Origin of the sequence: Kitasatospora sp. NPDC048239, from assembly GCF_043202015.1 — a bacterium.
Lineage (GTDB): Bacteria > Actinomycetota > Actinomycetes > Streptomycetales > Streptomycetaceae > Kitasatospora.
Genome location: NZ_JBICZP010000019.1, coordinates 58,616 through 74,493 on the forward strand (window position 1 = coordinate 58,616; position 15,878 = coordinate 74,493).

At 72.2% G+C, this 15,878-nt stretch carries 13 protein-coding genes; 12 read left to right on the top strand and 1 reads right to left on the bottom strand.

Going from position 1 to position 15,878, the window contains the following annotated elements; genetic code table 11:
* Positions 1–8: 8 nt before the first annotated feature.
* A complete protein-coding gene (locus ACGFZP_RS34555; RefSeq protein ID WP_392940500.1) occupies positions 9–2,141 on the top strand; it encodes an ATP-dependent DNA helicase in 2,133 nt (710 codons plus the stop codon).
* An 85-nt stretch (positions 2,142–2,226) separates the two neighbouring features.
* Here ACGFZP_RS34555 and lexA read toward each other — a convergent pair whose 3' ends face one another.
* Positions 2,227–2,889 (bottom strand): transcriptional repressor LexA, encoded by a 663-nt coding sequence (gene lexA / locus ACGFZP_RS34560; protein WP_224281048.1) that lies wholly within the window; start codon positions 2,887–2,889, stop codon positions 2,227–2,229.
* A gap of 564 nt (positions 2,890–3,453) precedes the next feature.
* Between lexA and nrdR the strand changes: the two genes are divergently transcribed.
* The 11 genes from nrdR (at position 3,454) to ACGFZP_RS34615 (ending at position 15,756) form a co-directional block, all read left to right on the top strand.
* Positions 3,454–3,951, top strand: a complete 498-nt coding sequence (nrdR, locus tag ACGFZP_RS34565) for a transcriptional regulator NrdR (protein ID WP_392940502.1) — start codon at positions 3,454–3,456, stop codon at positions 3,949–3,951.
* Positions 3,952–4,158: 207 nt separating this feature from the next.
* Entirely contained in the window at positions 4,159–7,056 is a 2,898-nt protein-coding gene (locus tag ACGFZP_RS34570) for a vitamin B12-dependent ribonucleotide reductase (RefSeq protein ID WP_392940503.1), read from the top strand.
* 180 nt (positions 7,057–7,236) lie between these two features.
* Positions 7,237–7,521 carry an RNA polymerase subunit sigma-70 gene (locus ACGFZP_RS34575; RefSeq protein WP_392940505.1) on the top strand — a complete coding sequence of 95 codons (285 nt, stop codon included), beginning with the start codon at positions 7,237–7,239 and terminating at the stop codon, positions 7,519–7,521.
* A 3-nt stretch (positions 7,522–7,524) separates the two neighbouring features.
* Positions 7,525–8,085, top strand: a complete 561-nt coding sequence (locus tag ACGFZP_RS34580) for a Clp protease N-terminal domain-containing protein (RefSeq protein ID WP_392940509.1) — start codon at positions 7,525–7,527, stop codon at positions 8,083–8,085.
* 257 nt (positions 8,086–8,342) lie between these two features.
* Positions 8,343–10,025: a sensor histidine kinase gene (locus ACGFZP_RS34585; RefSeq protein WP_392940511.1), complete on the top strand. Its 1,683-nt coding sequence runs from the start codon at positions 8,343–8,345 to the stop codon at positions 10,023–10,025.
* A complete protein-coding gene (locus tag ACGFZP_RS34590) occupies positions 10,025–10,459 on the top strand; it encodes a roadblock/LC7 domain-containing protein (RefSeq protein ID WP_392940513.1) in 435 nt (144 codons plus the stop codon). Before ACGFZP_RS34585 ends, ACGFZP_RS34590 begins: the two co-directional genes overlap by 1 nt.
* Complete coding sequence (locus ACGFZP_RS34595; protein ID WP_392940515.1) at positions 10,456–10,824, top strand: DUF742 domain-containing protein; 369 nt, start codon at positions 10,456–10,458, stop codon at positions 10,822–10,824. Before ACGFZP_RS34590 ends, ACGFZP_RS34595 begins: the two co-directional genes overlap by 4 nt.
* Positions 10,805–11,443, top strand: coding sequence for an ATP/GTP-binding protein (locus ACGFZP_RS34600; protein ID WP_392940516.1), 639 nt, complete (start codon positions 10,805–10,807; stop codon positions 11,441–11,443). The genes ACGFZP_RS34595 and ACGFZP_RS34600 overlap by 20 nt, the downstream gene beginning before the upstream one ends.
* A complete protein-coding gene (locus ACGFZP_RS34605) occupies positions 11,440–12,684 on the top strand; it encodes a cytochrome P450 (protein ID WP_392940518.1) in 1,245 nt (414 codons plus the stop codon). Before ACGFZP_RS34600 ends, ACGFZP_RS34605 begins: the two co-directional genes overlap by 4 nt.
* 169 nt (positions 12,685–12,853) lie before the next feature.
* The gene (locus tag ACGFZP_RS34610) at positions 12,854–14,077 is read left to right on the top strand and encodes a cytochrome P450 (RefSeq protein ID WP_392940520.1); all 1,224 of its coding nucleotides are present in this window, start codon (positions 12,854–12,856) and stop codon (positions 14,075–14,077) included.
* 293 nt (positions 14,078–14,370) lie between these two features.
* A complete protein-coding gene (locus tag ACGFZP_RS34615; protein WP_392940522.1) occupies positions 14,371–15,756 on the top strand; it encodes an ABC transporter substrate-binding protein in 1,386 nt (461 codons plus the stop codon).
* Positions 15,757–15,878: the final 122 nt, after the last annotated feature.

Consider the following 15,878-nt stretch of genomic DNA (forward strand, 5'->3'; position numbering starts at 1 on the left):
GGAGGGTCATGACGAACGACTCCGAATCCCAGCTCCCCGCCGACGCCGCCGAGGACTCCGAGGAGGCTCCCGAGGCCTCCGAGGCCGAGGTCGCCGCCGTCCCGCGGGCCCGTATCCCCGAGCTGCTGCACGCCGCGGTGGCGGCCGTCGGCGGCGTGGAGCGGCCCGGCCAGGTCCGCATGTCCGAGGCCGTGGCCGACGCCGTAGACAGCGGCGAGCACCTGCTGGTGCAGGCCGGCACCGGTACCGGCAAGTCCCTCGCGTACCTGGTGCCGGCCCTCGCCCACGGCGACCGCGTGGTGATCGCCACGGCCACCCTGGCCCTGCAACGCCAGCTGGTGGAGCGGGACTTGCCGCGCACCGTCGAGGCGCTGCACCCGGTGCTGCGCCGCCGCCCGCTGTTCGCGATGCTCAAGGGCCGCTCCAACTACCTCTGTCTGCACCGGGCCAACGAGGGCACCCCGAGCGACGAGGGCGAGGGCCTGTTCGACCCGGTGGACGCCCTCGGCGGCCCCACCGGCAAGCTCGGACAGGACGTCCTGCGGCTGCGCGACTGGGCGGACGAGACGGAGACCGGGGACCGCGACGACCTCACCCCCGGCGTATCCGACAAGGCCTGGGCGCAGCTCGCGGTGACGTCCAAGGAGTGCCTCGGCGCCACCCGCTGCGCGTACGGCCAGGAGTGCTTCGCCGAGAAGGCGCGCGAGCGGGCCAAGCTGGCGGACGTCGTGGTCACCAACCACGCCATGCTGGCGATCGACGCGATCGAGGGCGCACCGGTGCTGCCCGAGCACGGCCTGCTGATCGTCGACGAGGCGCACGAGCTGGTCAACCGGGTCACCGGCGCGGCCACCGCCGAGCTGACGGTGGGCGCGGTCAACCGGGCGGTGAAGCGGGCGGCCCGGCTGGCCAACGAGAAGGCCGTGGACGCCCTCCAGGCGGCCGCCGAGAACTTCCACGGCCTGATGGAGACGGCCCAGCCCGGCCGGGTCGAGGAGCTGCCCGAGTACCTGGCGTACGCGGTCACCGCGATCCGGGACGCCAGCCGACAGGTGATCACCTCGCTCGGCGAGACGCGGGACAAGGCGCTCAGCGACGAGGACGCGGTGCGCAAGCAGGCGATGGCCTCCGCGGAGACGCTGCACGAGACGGCCGAGCGGCTGCTCGGGGACTCCGAGTACGACGTGGTCTGGATCGAGCGCAGCGACCGCTTCGGGATGGGCACCGCCTCGCTGCGGGTCGCCCCGCTGAGCGTGTCCGGGCTGCTGCGGGAGGGCCTGTACAAGGAGCGCTCGGTGGTGCTCACCTCGGCCACGCTCAAGCTCGGCGGGGACTTCACCGGCGTCGCCGCCTCGGTCGGCCTGCCCTCGGAGGCCAGGCTGCCGGACGAGCGGGGGCCGGCCGACGCACCCGAGTCGGCCTTCGGGGAGGACCCGGTGCCGCACTGGAGGGGCATCGACGTCGGCTCGCCGTTCAAGTACCCCAAGCAGGGGATCCTCTACGTCGCCCGGCACCTGACCGACCCGGGGCGCGACCCCGAGCGGCCCGACATGCTGGACGAGCTGGCGGAGCTGATCGGCGCGGCCGGCGGCCGGACGCTGGGCCTGTTCTCCTCGATGCGCGGCGCCCAGACGGCCGCCGAGGCGATGCGCGAGCGGCTCGACAACCGGATCCTGCTCCAGGGGGAGGACACCCTGGGCGAGTTGATCCGCGACTTCGCCTCGGACGCCACCACCTGCCTGTTCGGCACGCTCTCGCTCTGGCAGGGCGTGGACGTGCCCGGTTCGGCCTGCCAGCTGGTGGTGATGGACCGGATCCCGTTCCCGCGTCCGGACGATCCGCTGATGAGCGCCCGGCAGAAGGACGTCGAGCAGCGCGGCGGGAACGGCTTCATGGCCGTCGCGGCCACCCATGCCGCGCTGCTGCTGGCGCAGGGCGCAGGCCGGCTGGTCCGGGCGGCGGACGACCGGGGCGTGGTGGCGGTGCTCGACCCGCGGGTCGAGACCAAGCGCTACGGGAGCTTCTTCCGCTCCTCGATGCCGGAGTTCTGGTACACCACCGACCGCAACCAGGTGCGCCGCTCGCTGGCGGCGATCGACGCCTCGGCGGAGCCGGTCCGGCCGGTGTCGAAGCGGGGCTGAGACGCCGGAGGGGCTCCGCGCGGTGTGCGTGGAGCCCCTTCCCGTGAGTGTGTGCCGCGTGCGCGCGGCCGGCGCCGGCGGGTGGTCAGAGCCGGCGCAGCACCGCCACGACCTTGCCCAGGATGGTCGCGTTGTCGCCGTTGATCGGCTCGTAGGCCGGGTTGTGCGGCATCAGCCAGATCCGGCCGTCCTCGCGCTTGAGGCGCTTCACGGTGGCCTCGCCGTCGATCATCGCGGCCACGATGTCACCGTTCTCGGCGACCGGCTGGCGGCGGACGGTGACCCAGTCGCCGTCGCAGATGGCCGCCTCGATCATCGAGTCCCCGCGCACGGTCAGCGCGAACAGCTCGCCCTCGCCGACCAGCTGGCGCGGCAGCGGGAAGACGTCCTCGACCGTCTGCTCGGCCAGGATCGGCCCGCCCGCGGCGATCCGGCCGACCAGCGGGACGTACGAGGTGGACGGCCGACCGGCCGTCTCGGCGGTGTTCGGGCGGGCCACCTCGACGCCGCGCACCTCGTAGGCGCGGGGGCGGTGCGGGTCGCGGCGCAGGAACCCCTTGCGCTCCAGGGCCATCAGCTGGTGGGCGACCGAGGAGGTACTGGAGAGGCCGACGGCCTGGCCGATCTCACGCATGGACGGCGGGTAGCCCCGGCGCTGGACGGAGTCCCGGATGACCTCGATCACCCGGCGCTGGCGCTCGGTCAGCCCGGCCTCGTCGGTGCGGATGCCGGGGGGGCGGCCCGGCATCGAACGGGTGGGAGCGGGGTGCCCGTCGTCCAGGACGGGGGCATGCTCGATCGGCTGGTCGGGAACCCGGCTCGGGCTGGAAACGGCCGGGCCGGAGAGGCGGTGGTCTTCGCTACGGTCCATGCTGATGTCCACGCTCTGCTGATTCGTGGTGCGCTGCCCCACCTTGAGCTGGGAGTGCTCCTGCACCGGGATGGTGTTGCTTTCGATCGTGTTCACGGCGGCCCCTCTCGACGGCTGTCCTCTCCCCTTTTCCAGCCCAACGGCACCTCCTATCGAAAGGTTGCGCCAAACACACGTTCGAGTGAATTATTCGGGAGTTGGCTGACTCGATCAAGGCTTTGCTGTACATCGATTAAATGTTCGACCGAAAGTCGGCTCCGGCAGTCTAATCGGCGCCGACACGCCAGGGGTGTCACCTCCCCCGAAGACCTAGATGTAGTGGCTACAGTCCACATCGTGCCCAGTACTAGTGGTCACGTCGCATGATCAGCTTGCCGAGGCCGGGTCGACATCGCGTAGACTCGACTAGTCCGCACGTTCCGCCCGGGAGGGATCTTTCAGGTGCACTGCCCCTTCTGCCGGCATTCCGACAGCCGCGTCGTCGACAGCCGGACCACCGAGGACGGCGGCTCGATCCGCCGTCGCCGGCAGTGTCCGGACTGCGGCCGCCGCTTCACCACGGTGGAGACGGCCGCGCTGATGGTCATCAAGCGCAGCGGCGTCACCGAACCCTTCTCCCGGGAGAAGGTCATCTCCGGAGTCCGCAAGGCCTGCCAGGGCCGCCCGGTCACCGAGGACGCGCTGGCCCAGCTCGGCCAGCGGGTCGAGGAGTGCGTGCGGGCCACCGGCAAGTCCGAGCTCACCACCCACGACGTGGGGCTGGCCATACTCGGACCGCTCAAGGATCTCGACGTCGTCGCGTTCCTGCGCTTCGCCAGCGTGTACCAGGCGTACGACGGACTGGAAGACTTCGAGGCCGCCATCGCGGAGCTCCGCGCCGAACGGCCCGTCCCCGAGGCGGACGGCACCTGCGTGCCGGTTCCCGCCGCCGCGCCCTAGGAGGCCCGGCGCAGTACCAGCGGCCCCCAGGGGCTGCCAGCCACACCGGCCCCACGGGGCCGAAGCATGCCCGGAAACGGGGCACAGAACACCACAAACCGTGTGGATACAGGCAGGTCGTCGCCTGTCCGCACACCGGAAGACGAACCAGCGGTGCCCGGACTTTTCGGGGCACTTTGGGCGTTTGCCCAGGAGGAGGAGCGAGAAGTGACAGACACCACGAGCGGTTCCGCACGCGGGTCGAAGTCCGACAAGGCCGCGACCAAGGGAGCCGGCAAGGCCCCCAAGGGCGGTCTGCGGATCGAGCGCATCTACACCACCCCTGGCGTCCACCCCTATGACGAGGTCCGCTGGGAGCGTCGCGACGTCGTCATGACCAACTGGCGCGACGGCTCGATCAACTTCGAGCAGCGCGGCGTCGAGTTCCCCGACTCGTGGTCGGTCAACGCGGTCAACATCGTCACGTCCAAGTACTTCCGCGGCGCGGTCGGCACCCCGCAGCGCGAGTGGAGCCTCAAGCAGATCATCGACCGCGTGGTGCTCACCTACCGCGCCGCCGGCGAGAAGAACGGCTACTTCGCCACCCCCGGTGACGCCGAGGTCTTCGAGCACGAGCTGACCCACGCCCTCCTCCACCAGGTGTTCAGCTTCAACTCGCCGGTCTGGTTCAACGTCGGCACCAAGCAGCCCCAGCAGGTCAGCGCCTGCTTCATCCTGGCCGTCGACGACTCCATGGAGTCGATCCTCGACTGGTACAAGGAAGAGGGCATGATCTTCAAGGGCGGCTCCGGCGCCGGCCTCAACCTCTCCCGGATCCGCTCCTCCAAGGAGCTGCTCTCCTCCGGCGGCAACGCCTCCGGCCCGGTCTCCTTCATGCGCGGCGCGGACGCCTCCGCCGGCACCATCAAGTCCGGTGGCGCCACCCGCCGCGCGGCCAAGATGGTCGTGCTGGACGTCGACCACCCCGACGTCGAGGCCTTCATCGAGACCAAGGTGAAGGAGGAGGAGAAGATCCGCGCCCTGCGCGACGCGGGCTTCGACATGGACCTCGGCGGGGACGACATCACCTCCGTCCAGTACCAGAACGCCAACAACTCGGTCCGCGTCAACGACGAGTTCATGACCGCCGTCGAGAACGGCACGGAGTTCGGCCTGCGCGCCCGGATGACCGGCGAGGTCATCGAGACCGTCGACGCGAAGAAGCTCTTCCGCAAGATGGCCGAGGCGGCCTGGGCCTGTGCGGACCCGGGCATCCAGTACGACTCCACCATCAACCACTGGCACACCTGCCCGGAGTCCGGCCGCATCAACGCGTCCAACCCCTGCTCCGAGTACATGCACCTGGACAACTCCAGCTGCAACCTCGCCTCGCTGAACCTGATGAAGTTCCTGCGCGACGACGACTCCTTCGACGCCGAGCGCTTCGCCAAGGTCGTCGAGCTGGTCATCACCGCGATGGACATCTCGATCTGCTTCGCCGACTTCCCGACCGAGAAGATCGGTGAGACCACCCGCGCCTTCCGCCAGCTCGGCATCGGCTACGCCAACCTCGGCGCCCTGCTGATGGCCACCGGCCACGCCTACGACAGCGAGGGCGGCCGCGCCCTGGCCGGTGCCATCACCTCGCTGATGACCGGCACCGCCTACCGCCGCGGCGCCGAACTCGCCGGTGTGGTCGGCCCGTACGACGGCTACGCCCGCAACGCGGCCCCGCACCAGCGGGTCATGCGCCAGCACGCGGACGCCTCCCGGTCGGCCGTCGCGGTCGACGAGCTGGACGCCCCCGTGTGGGCCGCCGCCACCGAGACCTGGGGCGACGTGCTCCGCATCGGCGCGGAGAACGGTTTCCGCAACGCGCAGGCCTCGGTGCTCGCGCCGACCGGCACCATCGGCCTGATGATGGACTGCGACACCACCGGCGTCGAGCCCGACCTGGCGCTGGTCAAGTTCAAGAAGCTCGTCGGCGGCGGCTCGATGCAGATCGTCAACGGCACCGTCCCGCGCGCGCTGAAGCGCCTCGGCTACCAGGCCGAGCAGATCGAGGCGATCGTCGCCCACATCGCCGAGCACGGCAACGTGGTGGACGCGCCCGGTCTCAAGAGCGCGCACTACGAGGTCTTCGACTGCGCGATGGGCGAGCGGGTCATCTCGGCCATGGGCCACGTGCGGATGATGGCGGCGATCCAGCCCTGGATCTCCGGCGCCATCTCCAAGACGGTGAACATGCCGGAGGCCGCCACCGTCGAGGAGATCGAGGAGATCTACTTCGAGGCCTGGAAGCTCGGGGTCAAGGCCCTCGCCATCTACCGCGACAACTGCAAGGTCGGTCAGCCGCTCTCGGCGAAGACCAAGGCCGCGGAGGCCAAGGCGGAGTCCGCCCCGGCGGCGGTCGAGAAGGTCGTCGAGTACCGCCCCGTCCGCAAGCGCCTGCCCAAGGGCCGCCCGGGCATCACCACCTCCTTCGCGGTCGGTGGCGCCGAGGGCTACATGACGGCCAACTCCTACCCGGACGACGGCCTCGGCGAGGTCTTCCTGAAGATGTCCAAGCAGGGCTCGACCCTCGCGGGCATGATGGACGCCTTCTCCATCGCCGTCTCGGTCGGCCTCCAGTACGGCGTGCCGCTGGAGACGTACGTCTCGAAGTTCACCAACATGCGCTTCGAGCCGGCCGGTCTGACCGACGACCCGGACGTGCGGATGGCGCAGTCGATCGTCGACTACATCTTCCGCCGCCTGGCGCTGGACTTCCTGCCGTTCGAGACCCGCTCCGCGCTGGGCATCCACTCCGTCGAGGAGCGCCAGCGCCACCTGGAGACGGGCTCCTACGAGCCGCTGGAGGCCGAGGAGGAGCTGGACACCGAGTCCCTCGCCCAGTCCGCCCCGCGCGCGGCCGCGGCCGCCGCTCCGGCGGCCCCGGCCAAGCCCGCCGCGGTCGAGGCCCCCAAGGCGGCCCCGGCGCAGGCCCACAACTCGACGGAGCTGCTGGAGATCCAGCTCGGCCTCAACGCCGACGCTCCGCTCTGCTTCTCCTGCGGCACCAAGATGCGCCGCGCCGGCAGCTGCTACCTCTGCGAGGGCTGCGGCTCCACCAGCGGCTGCAGCTGACCGGGCCCGGCCCAGGCCTTCGCCTGGTGAGGTGACCGGCCGTTGAGGCGGGGCGAGGACTTCGTGTCCTCGCCCCGCCTCTTTTGCGTGCCCGTCGTTCGTGTGCGCGGGGGCGGCTTCGGCGTCGGAGTTTGTCAACCAGGGTTGACAGCTGGAGGGGTGTCAACCTAAGTTGACACCATGAGCGACAGCGGAGAACTCGCGGCGGCGGCGAGCAGCCGTGACCCCGCGGTGGGACTTCGGGCGGTCCGTGCGCTGCGCGACCTGGCGGACCGGTTGGAGGGTCTGCAGGTGGGCAGCGCCCGTGCGCAGGGCTGGTCCTGGCAGGACATCGCGGTCTGCCTCGGGGTGACCCGGCAGGCGGTGCACAAGAAGTACGCCCGGCGCGGTTCCGGCGGGGGATCCAGCGGGGATTCCGGCGGCGGTTCCGGCAGGGGTTCCGGTGGCGACGAGAGCGGAGGCTGAGTGATGTTCGAGCGATTCACCGAGTCGGCACGGCGGGTGGTGGGCCGGGCGCGACAGGAGGCGGGGGAACTTCAGCACGGGTACGTCGGCACGGAGCACCTGCTGCTGGCGATCCTGGCCGAGCCGGAGGACCCGGCGGCCGCAGTGCTGATCGGGGCCGGGCTGGATCACGAGACCGCGCAGCGGGCGGTGCGGCGGCTGCTGGGGGCGGGGGACGACGCCCAGGCGCTGGCTGCGATCGGGGTGGATCTGGACGCCGTTCGGGAGGCGGTGGAGTCGGTGTTCGGGGAGGGGGCGTTGGATGCGCCGGCGGAGGAGTCGCAGGGGCGCGGCTGGTTCCGGTCGGAGTCCAAGGGGCGGCGCGGTCCGTTCACGGCCCGGGCGAAGAAGACGCTGGAGCTGTCACTGCGGGAGTCGCTGCGGCTGAAGTCGGGCCACATCGCGGTCGGGCACCTGCTGCTCGGGCTGATGCGGGAGGGGGACGGCCTCGGCGCCAGGGTGATCGCCGATCACGGGCTGGATGCGGCGGCCGTGCGGCGGGCGGTGGAGGCGCGGTTGGGGTGACCGGGTGCGGGGCGGAGGCGGCGTGATCAAGGTGCGGGGGCGGGGTCGCGGTTCGGTGTACACAGCGTGAATGAACGAGACTGACCGTCAACTGCCCAGTTGAGGACACATTCTCAATAGATATGATCTGCCGATTGCGTGAACCGATCAGCCGCCCGGAGACGTTTCATCACGTCGGCCGGGCGGTGGCGCATTCGCCCGTCCGCTGTCGGCGCCAGCCCCGTCGACGCCCGCCGCCGTTGCCGAGGACCGCACCGATGAGAGAACGCACCAGCCCCGATGGCGCGGCGCCCCGGCGGCCCGCCGCGCGTACCGCGGCCCTGACCGCGGGGGCCGTCCTGCTGGCGGCGGTCGCCGCGCCGGTGGGCGTCCGGCGGGCGCTGGCGGCCCATCAGCCGCTCACCGTCGCCGCCGTGTGCGCGGTCGCGGTGCTCTGGCTGATCGCGGTCGGCCTCGCGGCGACCGGTGCCGAGCGCTCCCGTCGGCTGGCGGCCGACCTGGCCGGGCAGCAGGGCGAGACCATGGCGGGCCTGGTGGCGGTCGACGCGGCCCGGAACGCCCAGGCGGCGGCCCGCGCCGATGCCGTCGCCGCGCGGGCCGAGCGGGACGCCGCCCGGGAGGAGCTGATCCGGGCGGGCGCCGATGTGGCGACCGCCCACGCCGAACTGGCCCGGCTCCGGTCGGCGGCCGAGGAGGAGCAGGCCGCGCGCGCCACACTGGACCGGCTCGCCGCCGAGATCCTGCCCGAGGTGGTGAAGAGGCTCCGCGACGGCGCGTCCGTGGACAGCGCGCTCACCGGGCACCGTACGCACCCCCAGTACGCGCTGCTGCGCGTCGTCGCCGAGGAGGTCGGGAAGGGCGAGCGGCTGCGGGCCGCCGCCCTCGCGGTCTGCGCGACCGCCGCCGGCCGCGTCCAGGCGCTGGCCACCAGCATGCACGCCGAGCTGCGCGAGATGCAGCACCGGCACGACGAGGAGGTGCTGGGCGACCTGCTGCGCCTGGACCACTCGACCGCGCAGGCGGGCCGGATGGCCGACGGCATCGCGGTGCTCACCGGCGCCCGCTCGGGGCGGCGCTGGGCGAAGCCGATCGCGGTGGAGTCGGTGCTGCGCGGTGCGCTCGGCCGGATCGGCGCCTACCAGCGGGTCCGGTTGCACAACGCCAGCACCGCGGCCGTCGCCGGGTTCGCCGCCGAGGGCGTGATGCACGCGCTCGCCGAACTCCTGGACAACGCGACCAACTTCTCCGCCCCGCCGGCCGAGGTGCACGTCTACGTCGAGGAGGTGTCGGCCGGGCTGGTGGTCACCGTCGAGGACAGCGGGCTCGGCCTGAGCGACAGTTGGCTGCGGCGGGCCGAACGGGCCGTGTGCGCGGAGCCGTTGGACCTCACCACGCTCGCGGCCGGTACCCGGCTCGGTCTGGCGGTGGTCGGTTCGCTGGCCCGCAAGTACGGTCTGCAGATCTCCTTCCGGCCGTCGGCGCGCGGTGGTACCGGGGTGGTGATGCTGATCCCGCAGCAGCTGGTCACCCACGCCGCTCCGGAGCCGGCGGCGGCGCCCGTCGAGACGGCCGCGCCGGTGCGACCGGTGCTCGCTCCGGCGGTCACGCCGCCCGCCGCGGTGGCCGTTCCCGCGTCGGCACCCGCGTCGGCATCCGCGCCCGCGTCCGCGCCCGTCCCGGTCACCGAGAGCGGACTGCCGCAGCGCCGCCGTGGGCAGACGCTCGCGGCGACCGCCCCGGTCGCGGCCCCCGCCGCGAAGCCGGCCCGCGCCGACGCGGTGAGCGCCGCCGCCCGGTTCGGCGCCTTCCGCAAGGCCGCACAGCAGGCCCGGACGCCCGCCGACACCCCCCGGTCCGGCAGCACGGACACCCTCTCAGCCACCACCGGCACCACGGACACCACCTCCGACGCCTCCCCCGTCACCGAGAAGGACTCCTGATGAGCACCGTCACCGATCGCGACCTCGACTGGCTGTTGGACAACCTGCTGACCGCCACCCCCGGCACCCGGCACGCCCTGGTGCTCTCCGCCGACGGCCTCAAGCTCTGCCACACCGCGGGCCTCACCGCGGACCAGGCCGACCAGCTGGCGGCGATCGCCTCCGGGATGCAGAGCCTGGCGCACGGCGCCTCGATCGAGTTCGGCGACGGCAGCGGCGGCGTGCGGCAGTCGATGACCGAGTTCCACGGCGGCATCCTCTGCATCGTGGCGGCCGGCGAGGGCGCGCACCTCGCGGTGGTCACCGACGACGAGGCCGACGTGGGCGTGGTCGGCCACAACATGCACGGCCTGATCGAGCAGATCGGGGTCCACCTCAGCGCCCCGGCCCGGGACACCGGGGGCGCGGTGGCGGACGGGAGCGCCCCGGCATGAGCGGGCGGCCGGTCCTACCGGGGCGCGACGACGACCCGGACCGCCTCTACACCATCACCCGGGGCCGCAGCCGTTCGCCGGAGAACGCCTTCGACCTGGTCACCCTGATCGTGGCCGAGCGCCGGCCGGCACCGGGCATGCAGTCGGAGCACGTGCGCATCCTGCGGATGTGCGAGGCGCCGGTCGCCGTCGTCGAGGTGGCCGCCGAACTGAAGCTCCCGGTCTCGGTGGTGAAGATCCTGCTCGGCGACCTGCTGGAGGCCGGGGCGGTCACCGCCCGGCACCCCCGGTTCGCGCCCGACAAGGCCCGGCTGCCCGATCTCGACACGCTGAAGCAGGTGCTCCATGGACTCCAACAGCTCTGACGCCCCGGCGTCCCGGCGCACCCCGCTGCGCGGCACCGCCGACAACGCGCTGAAGATCGTCGTGGTCGGCGGCTTCGGGGTCGGCAAGACCACCCTGGTCGGCGCGGTCAGCGAGATCCGGCCGCTGAACACCGAGGAGACGATGACCAGGGCGGGCGAGGGCATCGACGACCCCTCGGACGCCTGGGGCAAGCGCTCCACCACCGTCGCCTTCGACTTCGGGCGGATCACCCTGTCCGCCAGCCAGGTGCTGTACCTGTTCGGCGCGCCGGGGCAGGAACGTTTCTGGTTCCTCTGGGACCGGCTGTTCAGCGGCGCCCTCGGCGCGGTCGTCCTGGTGGACACCCGGCGGCTGGAGGAGTCCTGGTACGCCATCGACCGGCTGGAGCACCACGGCACGCCGTTCATCGTGGCGCGCAACAACTTCGGCGACCCGACCCACACGCTCGACCAGGTCCGCGAGGCGCTCGACCTGCCCGCCGACATCCCGTTGGTCGACTGCGACGCCCGCGACCGCGAGGACGGCAAGCGGGTGCTGATCGAACTCGTCCGCCACCTGGCCGCCCGGGTCGAGGCCCAGGACACCACCACCGCCGTGTACCAGGAGAGCACCCCGTGACCGAGCCCGCCGCCACCCCGCCCCCGGGCTGCCCGGCGCACGCCGGCGCCACCCCGCTGTACGGGCCGCGCTTCCAGACCGACCCCGCCCAGCTCTACCGCGAGCTGCGGGCCGCGCACGGCCCGGTCGCGCCGATCGAGCTGGCCGGCGGCGTCCCCGCCTGGCTGGTGATCGGCTACCGCGAGCTGCAGCTGGTCACCGGCCGGCCGCAGCTGTTCGGCCGGGACTCCGCCCGCTGGAACGCCTGGGCGGACATCCCCGAGAACTGGCCGCTGAAGCCGATGATGGCCCCGGTGCCGTCGATCCTGTACGCCGAGGGCGAGGAGCACGTCCGCCGCTCCCGGGCCGTCACCGACGCGCTCGCCGCCATCGACCCGTACGAGCTGCGCAAGCACTGCGAGGAGATCGCCGACCGGCTGATCGACGGGTTCGGCGGGCGCGGCGAGGCCGACCTGGTCGCCGAGTACGCCCACCGGATGCCGCTGCTGGTGCTCTGCCGGCTGCTCGGGCTGAGCGAGGAGCAGGCGCCGGTCCTGACCGAGGCGCTGCTGACGATGCTGGACGGCGGCCCGGACGCGCCCGCCGGAGCGCAGCGGCTGCTGGCCCTGATGCTCGACGTGGTGCGGGAGAAGGCCGAGCACCCCGGCAACGACATCGCGTCCGCGATGCTGCAGCACGAGGCGGGCCTGGAGCACGACGAGATCATGCGGGACCTCCGGGTGCTGCTGATCGCCGGCCACCAGCCCTGCTCGTACTGGATCTCCAACGCGCTGCGGCTGATGCTCACCGACGAGCGGTTCGCCGCCTCGCTCTCCGGCGGCCGGCGCAGCATCAGCCAGGCGCTGAACGAGGCGCTCTGGGAGGACACCCCGACGCAGATCTTCGCCGGCCGCTGGGCGACCCGGGACACCGTCCTCGGCGGGCAGCGGATCGCCGCCGGGGACATGGTGCTGCTGGGCCTGGCGGGGGCGAACGCGGACCCGCTGGTCCGCCGGCCGGACGGCAGTCCGGCCGAGGGCAACCGGGCGCACCTGAGCTACTCGTACGGGGAGCACGGCTGCCCGTTCCCGGCGCAGGAGGCGGCCGAGGTGATCGCCACCATGGCGATCGAGGTGCTGTTGGACCGGCTGCCGGACCTGCGGCTGGCGGTGGCGGAGCACGCGCTGGTGTGGCGGCCGTCGGCCTGGGTGCGCGGGTTGGTGGCGCTGCCGGTGTCGTTCAGCCCGGGCTTCTCGGTCTGAGCCTGCCGCCCGGTGCCCTGGGGTTCCGGCGGCCCCGGCCGGTGCCGACCTTCCTTCAAGAACCGAGCGACCCAAGAACCGAGCCACCCAAGAACCGAGCCACCCAAGAACCGAGCCACCCAAGAACCGAGCCACCCAAGAACCGAGCCACCCAAGGAGAACCGTGCCGATGACCGCCCCGATCGCCCTCGACCCGCTGGCGGGGGACAACGCCGCCGAGGGCGCCCTGCTGCGCGCCGCCGGTCCGGCGGTGGCCGTGGAGCTGCCCGGCGGGGTCGCCGCCTGGGCGGTGACGCGGCACGCGGCCGCGCGTGAACTGCTGACCGACGCCCGCCTGGTGAAGGACGCCGCGCACTGGGCCGCGTACCAGCGCGGCGAGGTGCCGAAGACCTGGCCGCTGATCGGCCTGGCGGTGCCCGGTCCGAGCATGGTGACCACCGACGGCGCCGAGCACCGGCGGCTGCGGGCGCTGGTGGCACAGGCGTTCACCCCGCGCCGGGTGGAGCTGATGCGCCCCCGGGTGGAGGAGATCACCCACACGCTGCTGGACGCGCTGGCGGCGGGCGAACCGGTCGTGGACCTCAAGACGGCCTTCGCCTTCCCACTGCCGATGACGGTGATCTGCTCGCTGCTCGGCGTCCCGGAGTCCGACCACGGCCATCTGCGCGACCTGTACGAGCGGTTCTTCGGCACCCGCCCGAATCCCGAGGGCATCCAGGCGACCATCGCCGCGCTGAACGCCTTCGTCAACGACCTGGTGGCGCAGCGCCGTTCGGCCCCCGGCGACGATCTGGCCAGTGCGCTGCTGGCGGCGGACACCGAGGGCGGGGCGCTGAGCGGCGCGGAGGCGGCGGCCACCCTGCGGGTGATCATCGCGGCGGGGCACGAGACCACGGTCAACCTGCTCGGCAACGCCGTCCGGGCGCTGTTGGCGCACCCGGACCAGCTCGCGCTGGTGCGCTCGGGTGAGATCGGCTGGGACGCGGTGGTGGAGGAGTCGCTCCGCTGGACGCCGCCGACCAGCAACTTCCTGTTCCGGTTCACCGCCGAGGCGATCGAGGTCGGCGGGGTCGGCGGGGCGGACGGGGTGGTGATCCCCAAGGGCGAGCCGGTGCTGGTCTCGTACAACGCGATCGGCCGGGACCCGGCGCAACACGGGGTGACGGCCGAGCTGTTCGACATCACCCGGGATCCGATCCGGCACCTCTCCTTCGGTCACGGTCCGCACGTCTGCCCGGGTTCGCCATTGGCACGCCTGGAGGCGGGGGTGGCGCTGCCGGCCCTGTTCGAGCGGTTCCCGGACCTGGCGCTGGCGGTGCCGGACGGCGAGTTGAGGCCCAGCCCGTCGCTGGTGGTGAACAGCCTGCGGGAGATCCCGGTCCGGCTGTTCTGACGGCCGGGGCGGTAGGGACGGTCCGGTGTCCGACCTGTCGCGACGACGGTTCCCGGCCCGCTCCGGGCGGGCCGGGACGGGTGGTGCGGCGGGTCACGAGTGGGGCACTTGCCGACGAAGGTCGAACGCGGACCTTGGCGGCGGGTGGCTGCTGCGTTAACGTCGTCAAACCGGCCAGCCCGCCGGGTACATGTCGATCTCCGGTACAGCGCACTGTCGTTCTGTCCCCTGCAGGTCCGTCGAGCTGCAGGTCTGTCGTACGAGGCGTTCACGCCCTGGCGAGGAGGACCGCATTGACCCCCAGCACGACCGAGCCGTCCACACGTTCCCGTCGCCGTCCGATCGCCGTCCCCGCCCTGCTGGCGGCGCTGGCGCTGACGGCGGCCTGTTCCAACAGTTCGAGCAGTTCGGGCGGTGGCTCGGGCGGTACCCAGACGCTGGCGGGGGACTGCGCCAAGTACCAGCCGTACGCGGGCCATTCAGGCAGTACGGTGACCGTCTTCGCGTCGATCCTCAGCCCGGAGTCGGACAACCTGGAGAAGTCCTGGGCGGATTTCGCCAAGTGTACGGGCATCAAGATCAGCTATGAGGGGTCCAACGACTTCGAGTCGCAGCTCCCGGTGCGGGTGACCGGCGGCAACGCCCCGGACTTCGCGATCATCCCGCAGCCCGGCCTGCTGGCCCAGATGGTGAAGAGCGGCAAGGTGGTCAAGCCGCCCGAGCAGACCGCCGCCAACCAGGACAGGTGGAGTCCGGTCTGGAAGACGTACGGCTCGGTCAACGGCACCTTCTACGCGGCGCCGATGAGCGCCAACATGAAGTCGCTGGTCTGGTACTCGCCGAAGGCCTTCAAGCAGGCCGGCTACGAGGTGCCGAAGACCTGGGCCGATCTGATGGCGCTCAGCGACCGGATCGCCAAGGCCGGTGCCACCAAGCCGTGGTGCGGCGGGATCGCCTCCGGGACGGCCACCGGCTGGCCCGCCACAGACTGGCTGGAGGAGGTGGTGCTGGGCACCTACGGCGGCGAGGTGTACGACCAGTGGGTGAGCCACAAGGTGAAGTTCTCCGATGAGAAGATCACCACGGCGATGAAGACCATTGCGGACTGGATGCAGAACCCCGCCTGGGTCAACGGCGGGTACGGCGACGTGAAGTCGATCGCCACCACGACCTTCCAGGACGCGGGCGCGCCGATCCTCACCGGCAAGTGCGCCATGCTCCAGCAGGCCTCCTTCTACAAGGCGCAGTGGCCCAAGGACACCAAGGTCGGCCCGGACGGCGACATCTTCGCCTTCCACCTGCCGGCCGTGAACCCGGCGGTGGCCAACCCGGTGGAGGGTGGCGGCGAGTTCCTGACCGCCTTCGCCAGCCGGCCCGAGGTGCAGGCGGTGCAGAACTACCTGTCCAGCGCCGACTGGGCGAGCAGCCGGGTGAAGACCGCCACCGGCTGGGTCTCGGCCAACCAGGGCGTGGACAAGAGCCTGTACACCGACCCGATCGACCGGCTCTCCGCCGACGCGCTCACCGACCCGGCCGCGACCTTCCGCTTCGACGGCTCGGACCTGATGCCCGCCGCGGTCGGCGCCGGGCAGGAGTGGAAGTCGCTGACCGCCTGGTTCGCGGAGGGCCAGTCCATCCAGAAGACCGCCGCCGACATCGACGCGGCCTGGCCGCAGTAGCGGCCTTCCCGCCAGGACCACCTGCCGAGGGCGGTGCGGGGCCACCCACCCGCACCGCCCGCCCCCTCTCCGCCTCCGGCTCCTACTTCCGTCCCCGTCCCCGTCCCCGCCTCTGCCTCTGT

Bases quoted from the DNA above. Each gene is read 5' to 3' on its own strand.
- ACGFZP_RS34585 (WP_392940511.1), top strand. From the start codon at position 8,343: ATGAGAGAACGCACCAGCCCCGATGGCGCGGCGCCCCGGCGGCCCGCC.
- ACGFZP_RS34590 (WP_392940513.1), top strand. From the start codon at position 10,025: ATGAGCACCGTCACCGATCGCGACCTCGACTGGCTGTTGGACAACCTG.
- ACGFZP_RS34595 (WP_392940515.1), top strand. From the start codon at position 10,456: ATGAGCGGGCGGCCGGTCCTACCGGGGCGCGACGACGACCCGGACCGC.
- lexA (WP_224281048.1), bottom strand. From the start codon at position 2,889: ATGCCGGGCCGCCCCCCCGGCATCCGCACCGACGAGGCCGGGCTGACC.
- ACGFZP_RS34610 (WP_392940520.1), top strand. From the start codon at position 12,854: ATGACCGCCCCGATCGCCCTCGACCCGCTGGCGGGGGACAACGCCGCC.
- ACGFZP_RS34575 (WP_392940505.1), top strand. From the start codon at position 7,237: ATGAGCGACAGCGGAGAACTCGCGGCGGCGGCGAGCAGCCGTGACCCC.
- ACGFZP_RS34580 (WP_392940509.1), top strand. From the start codon at position 7,525: ATGTTCGAGCGATTCACCGAGTCGGCACGGCGGGTGGTGGGCCGGGCG.
- ACGFZP_RS34555 (WP_392940500.1), top strand. From the start codon at position 9: ATGACGAACGACTCCGAATCCCAGCTCCCCGCCGACGCCGCCGAGGAC.
- ACGFZP_RS34600 (WP_392940516.1), top strand. From the start codon at position 10,805: ATGGACTCCAACAGCTCTGACGCCCCGGCGTCCCGGCGCACCCCGCTG.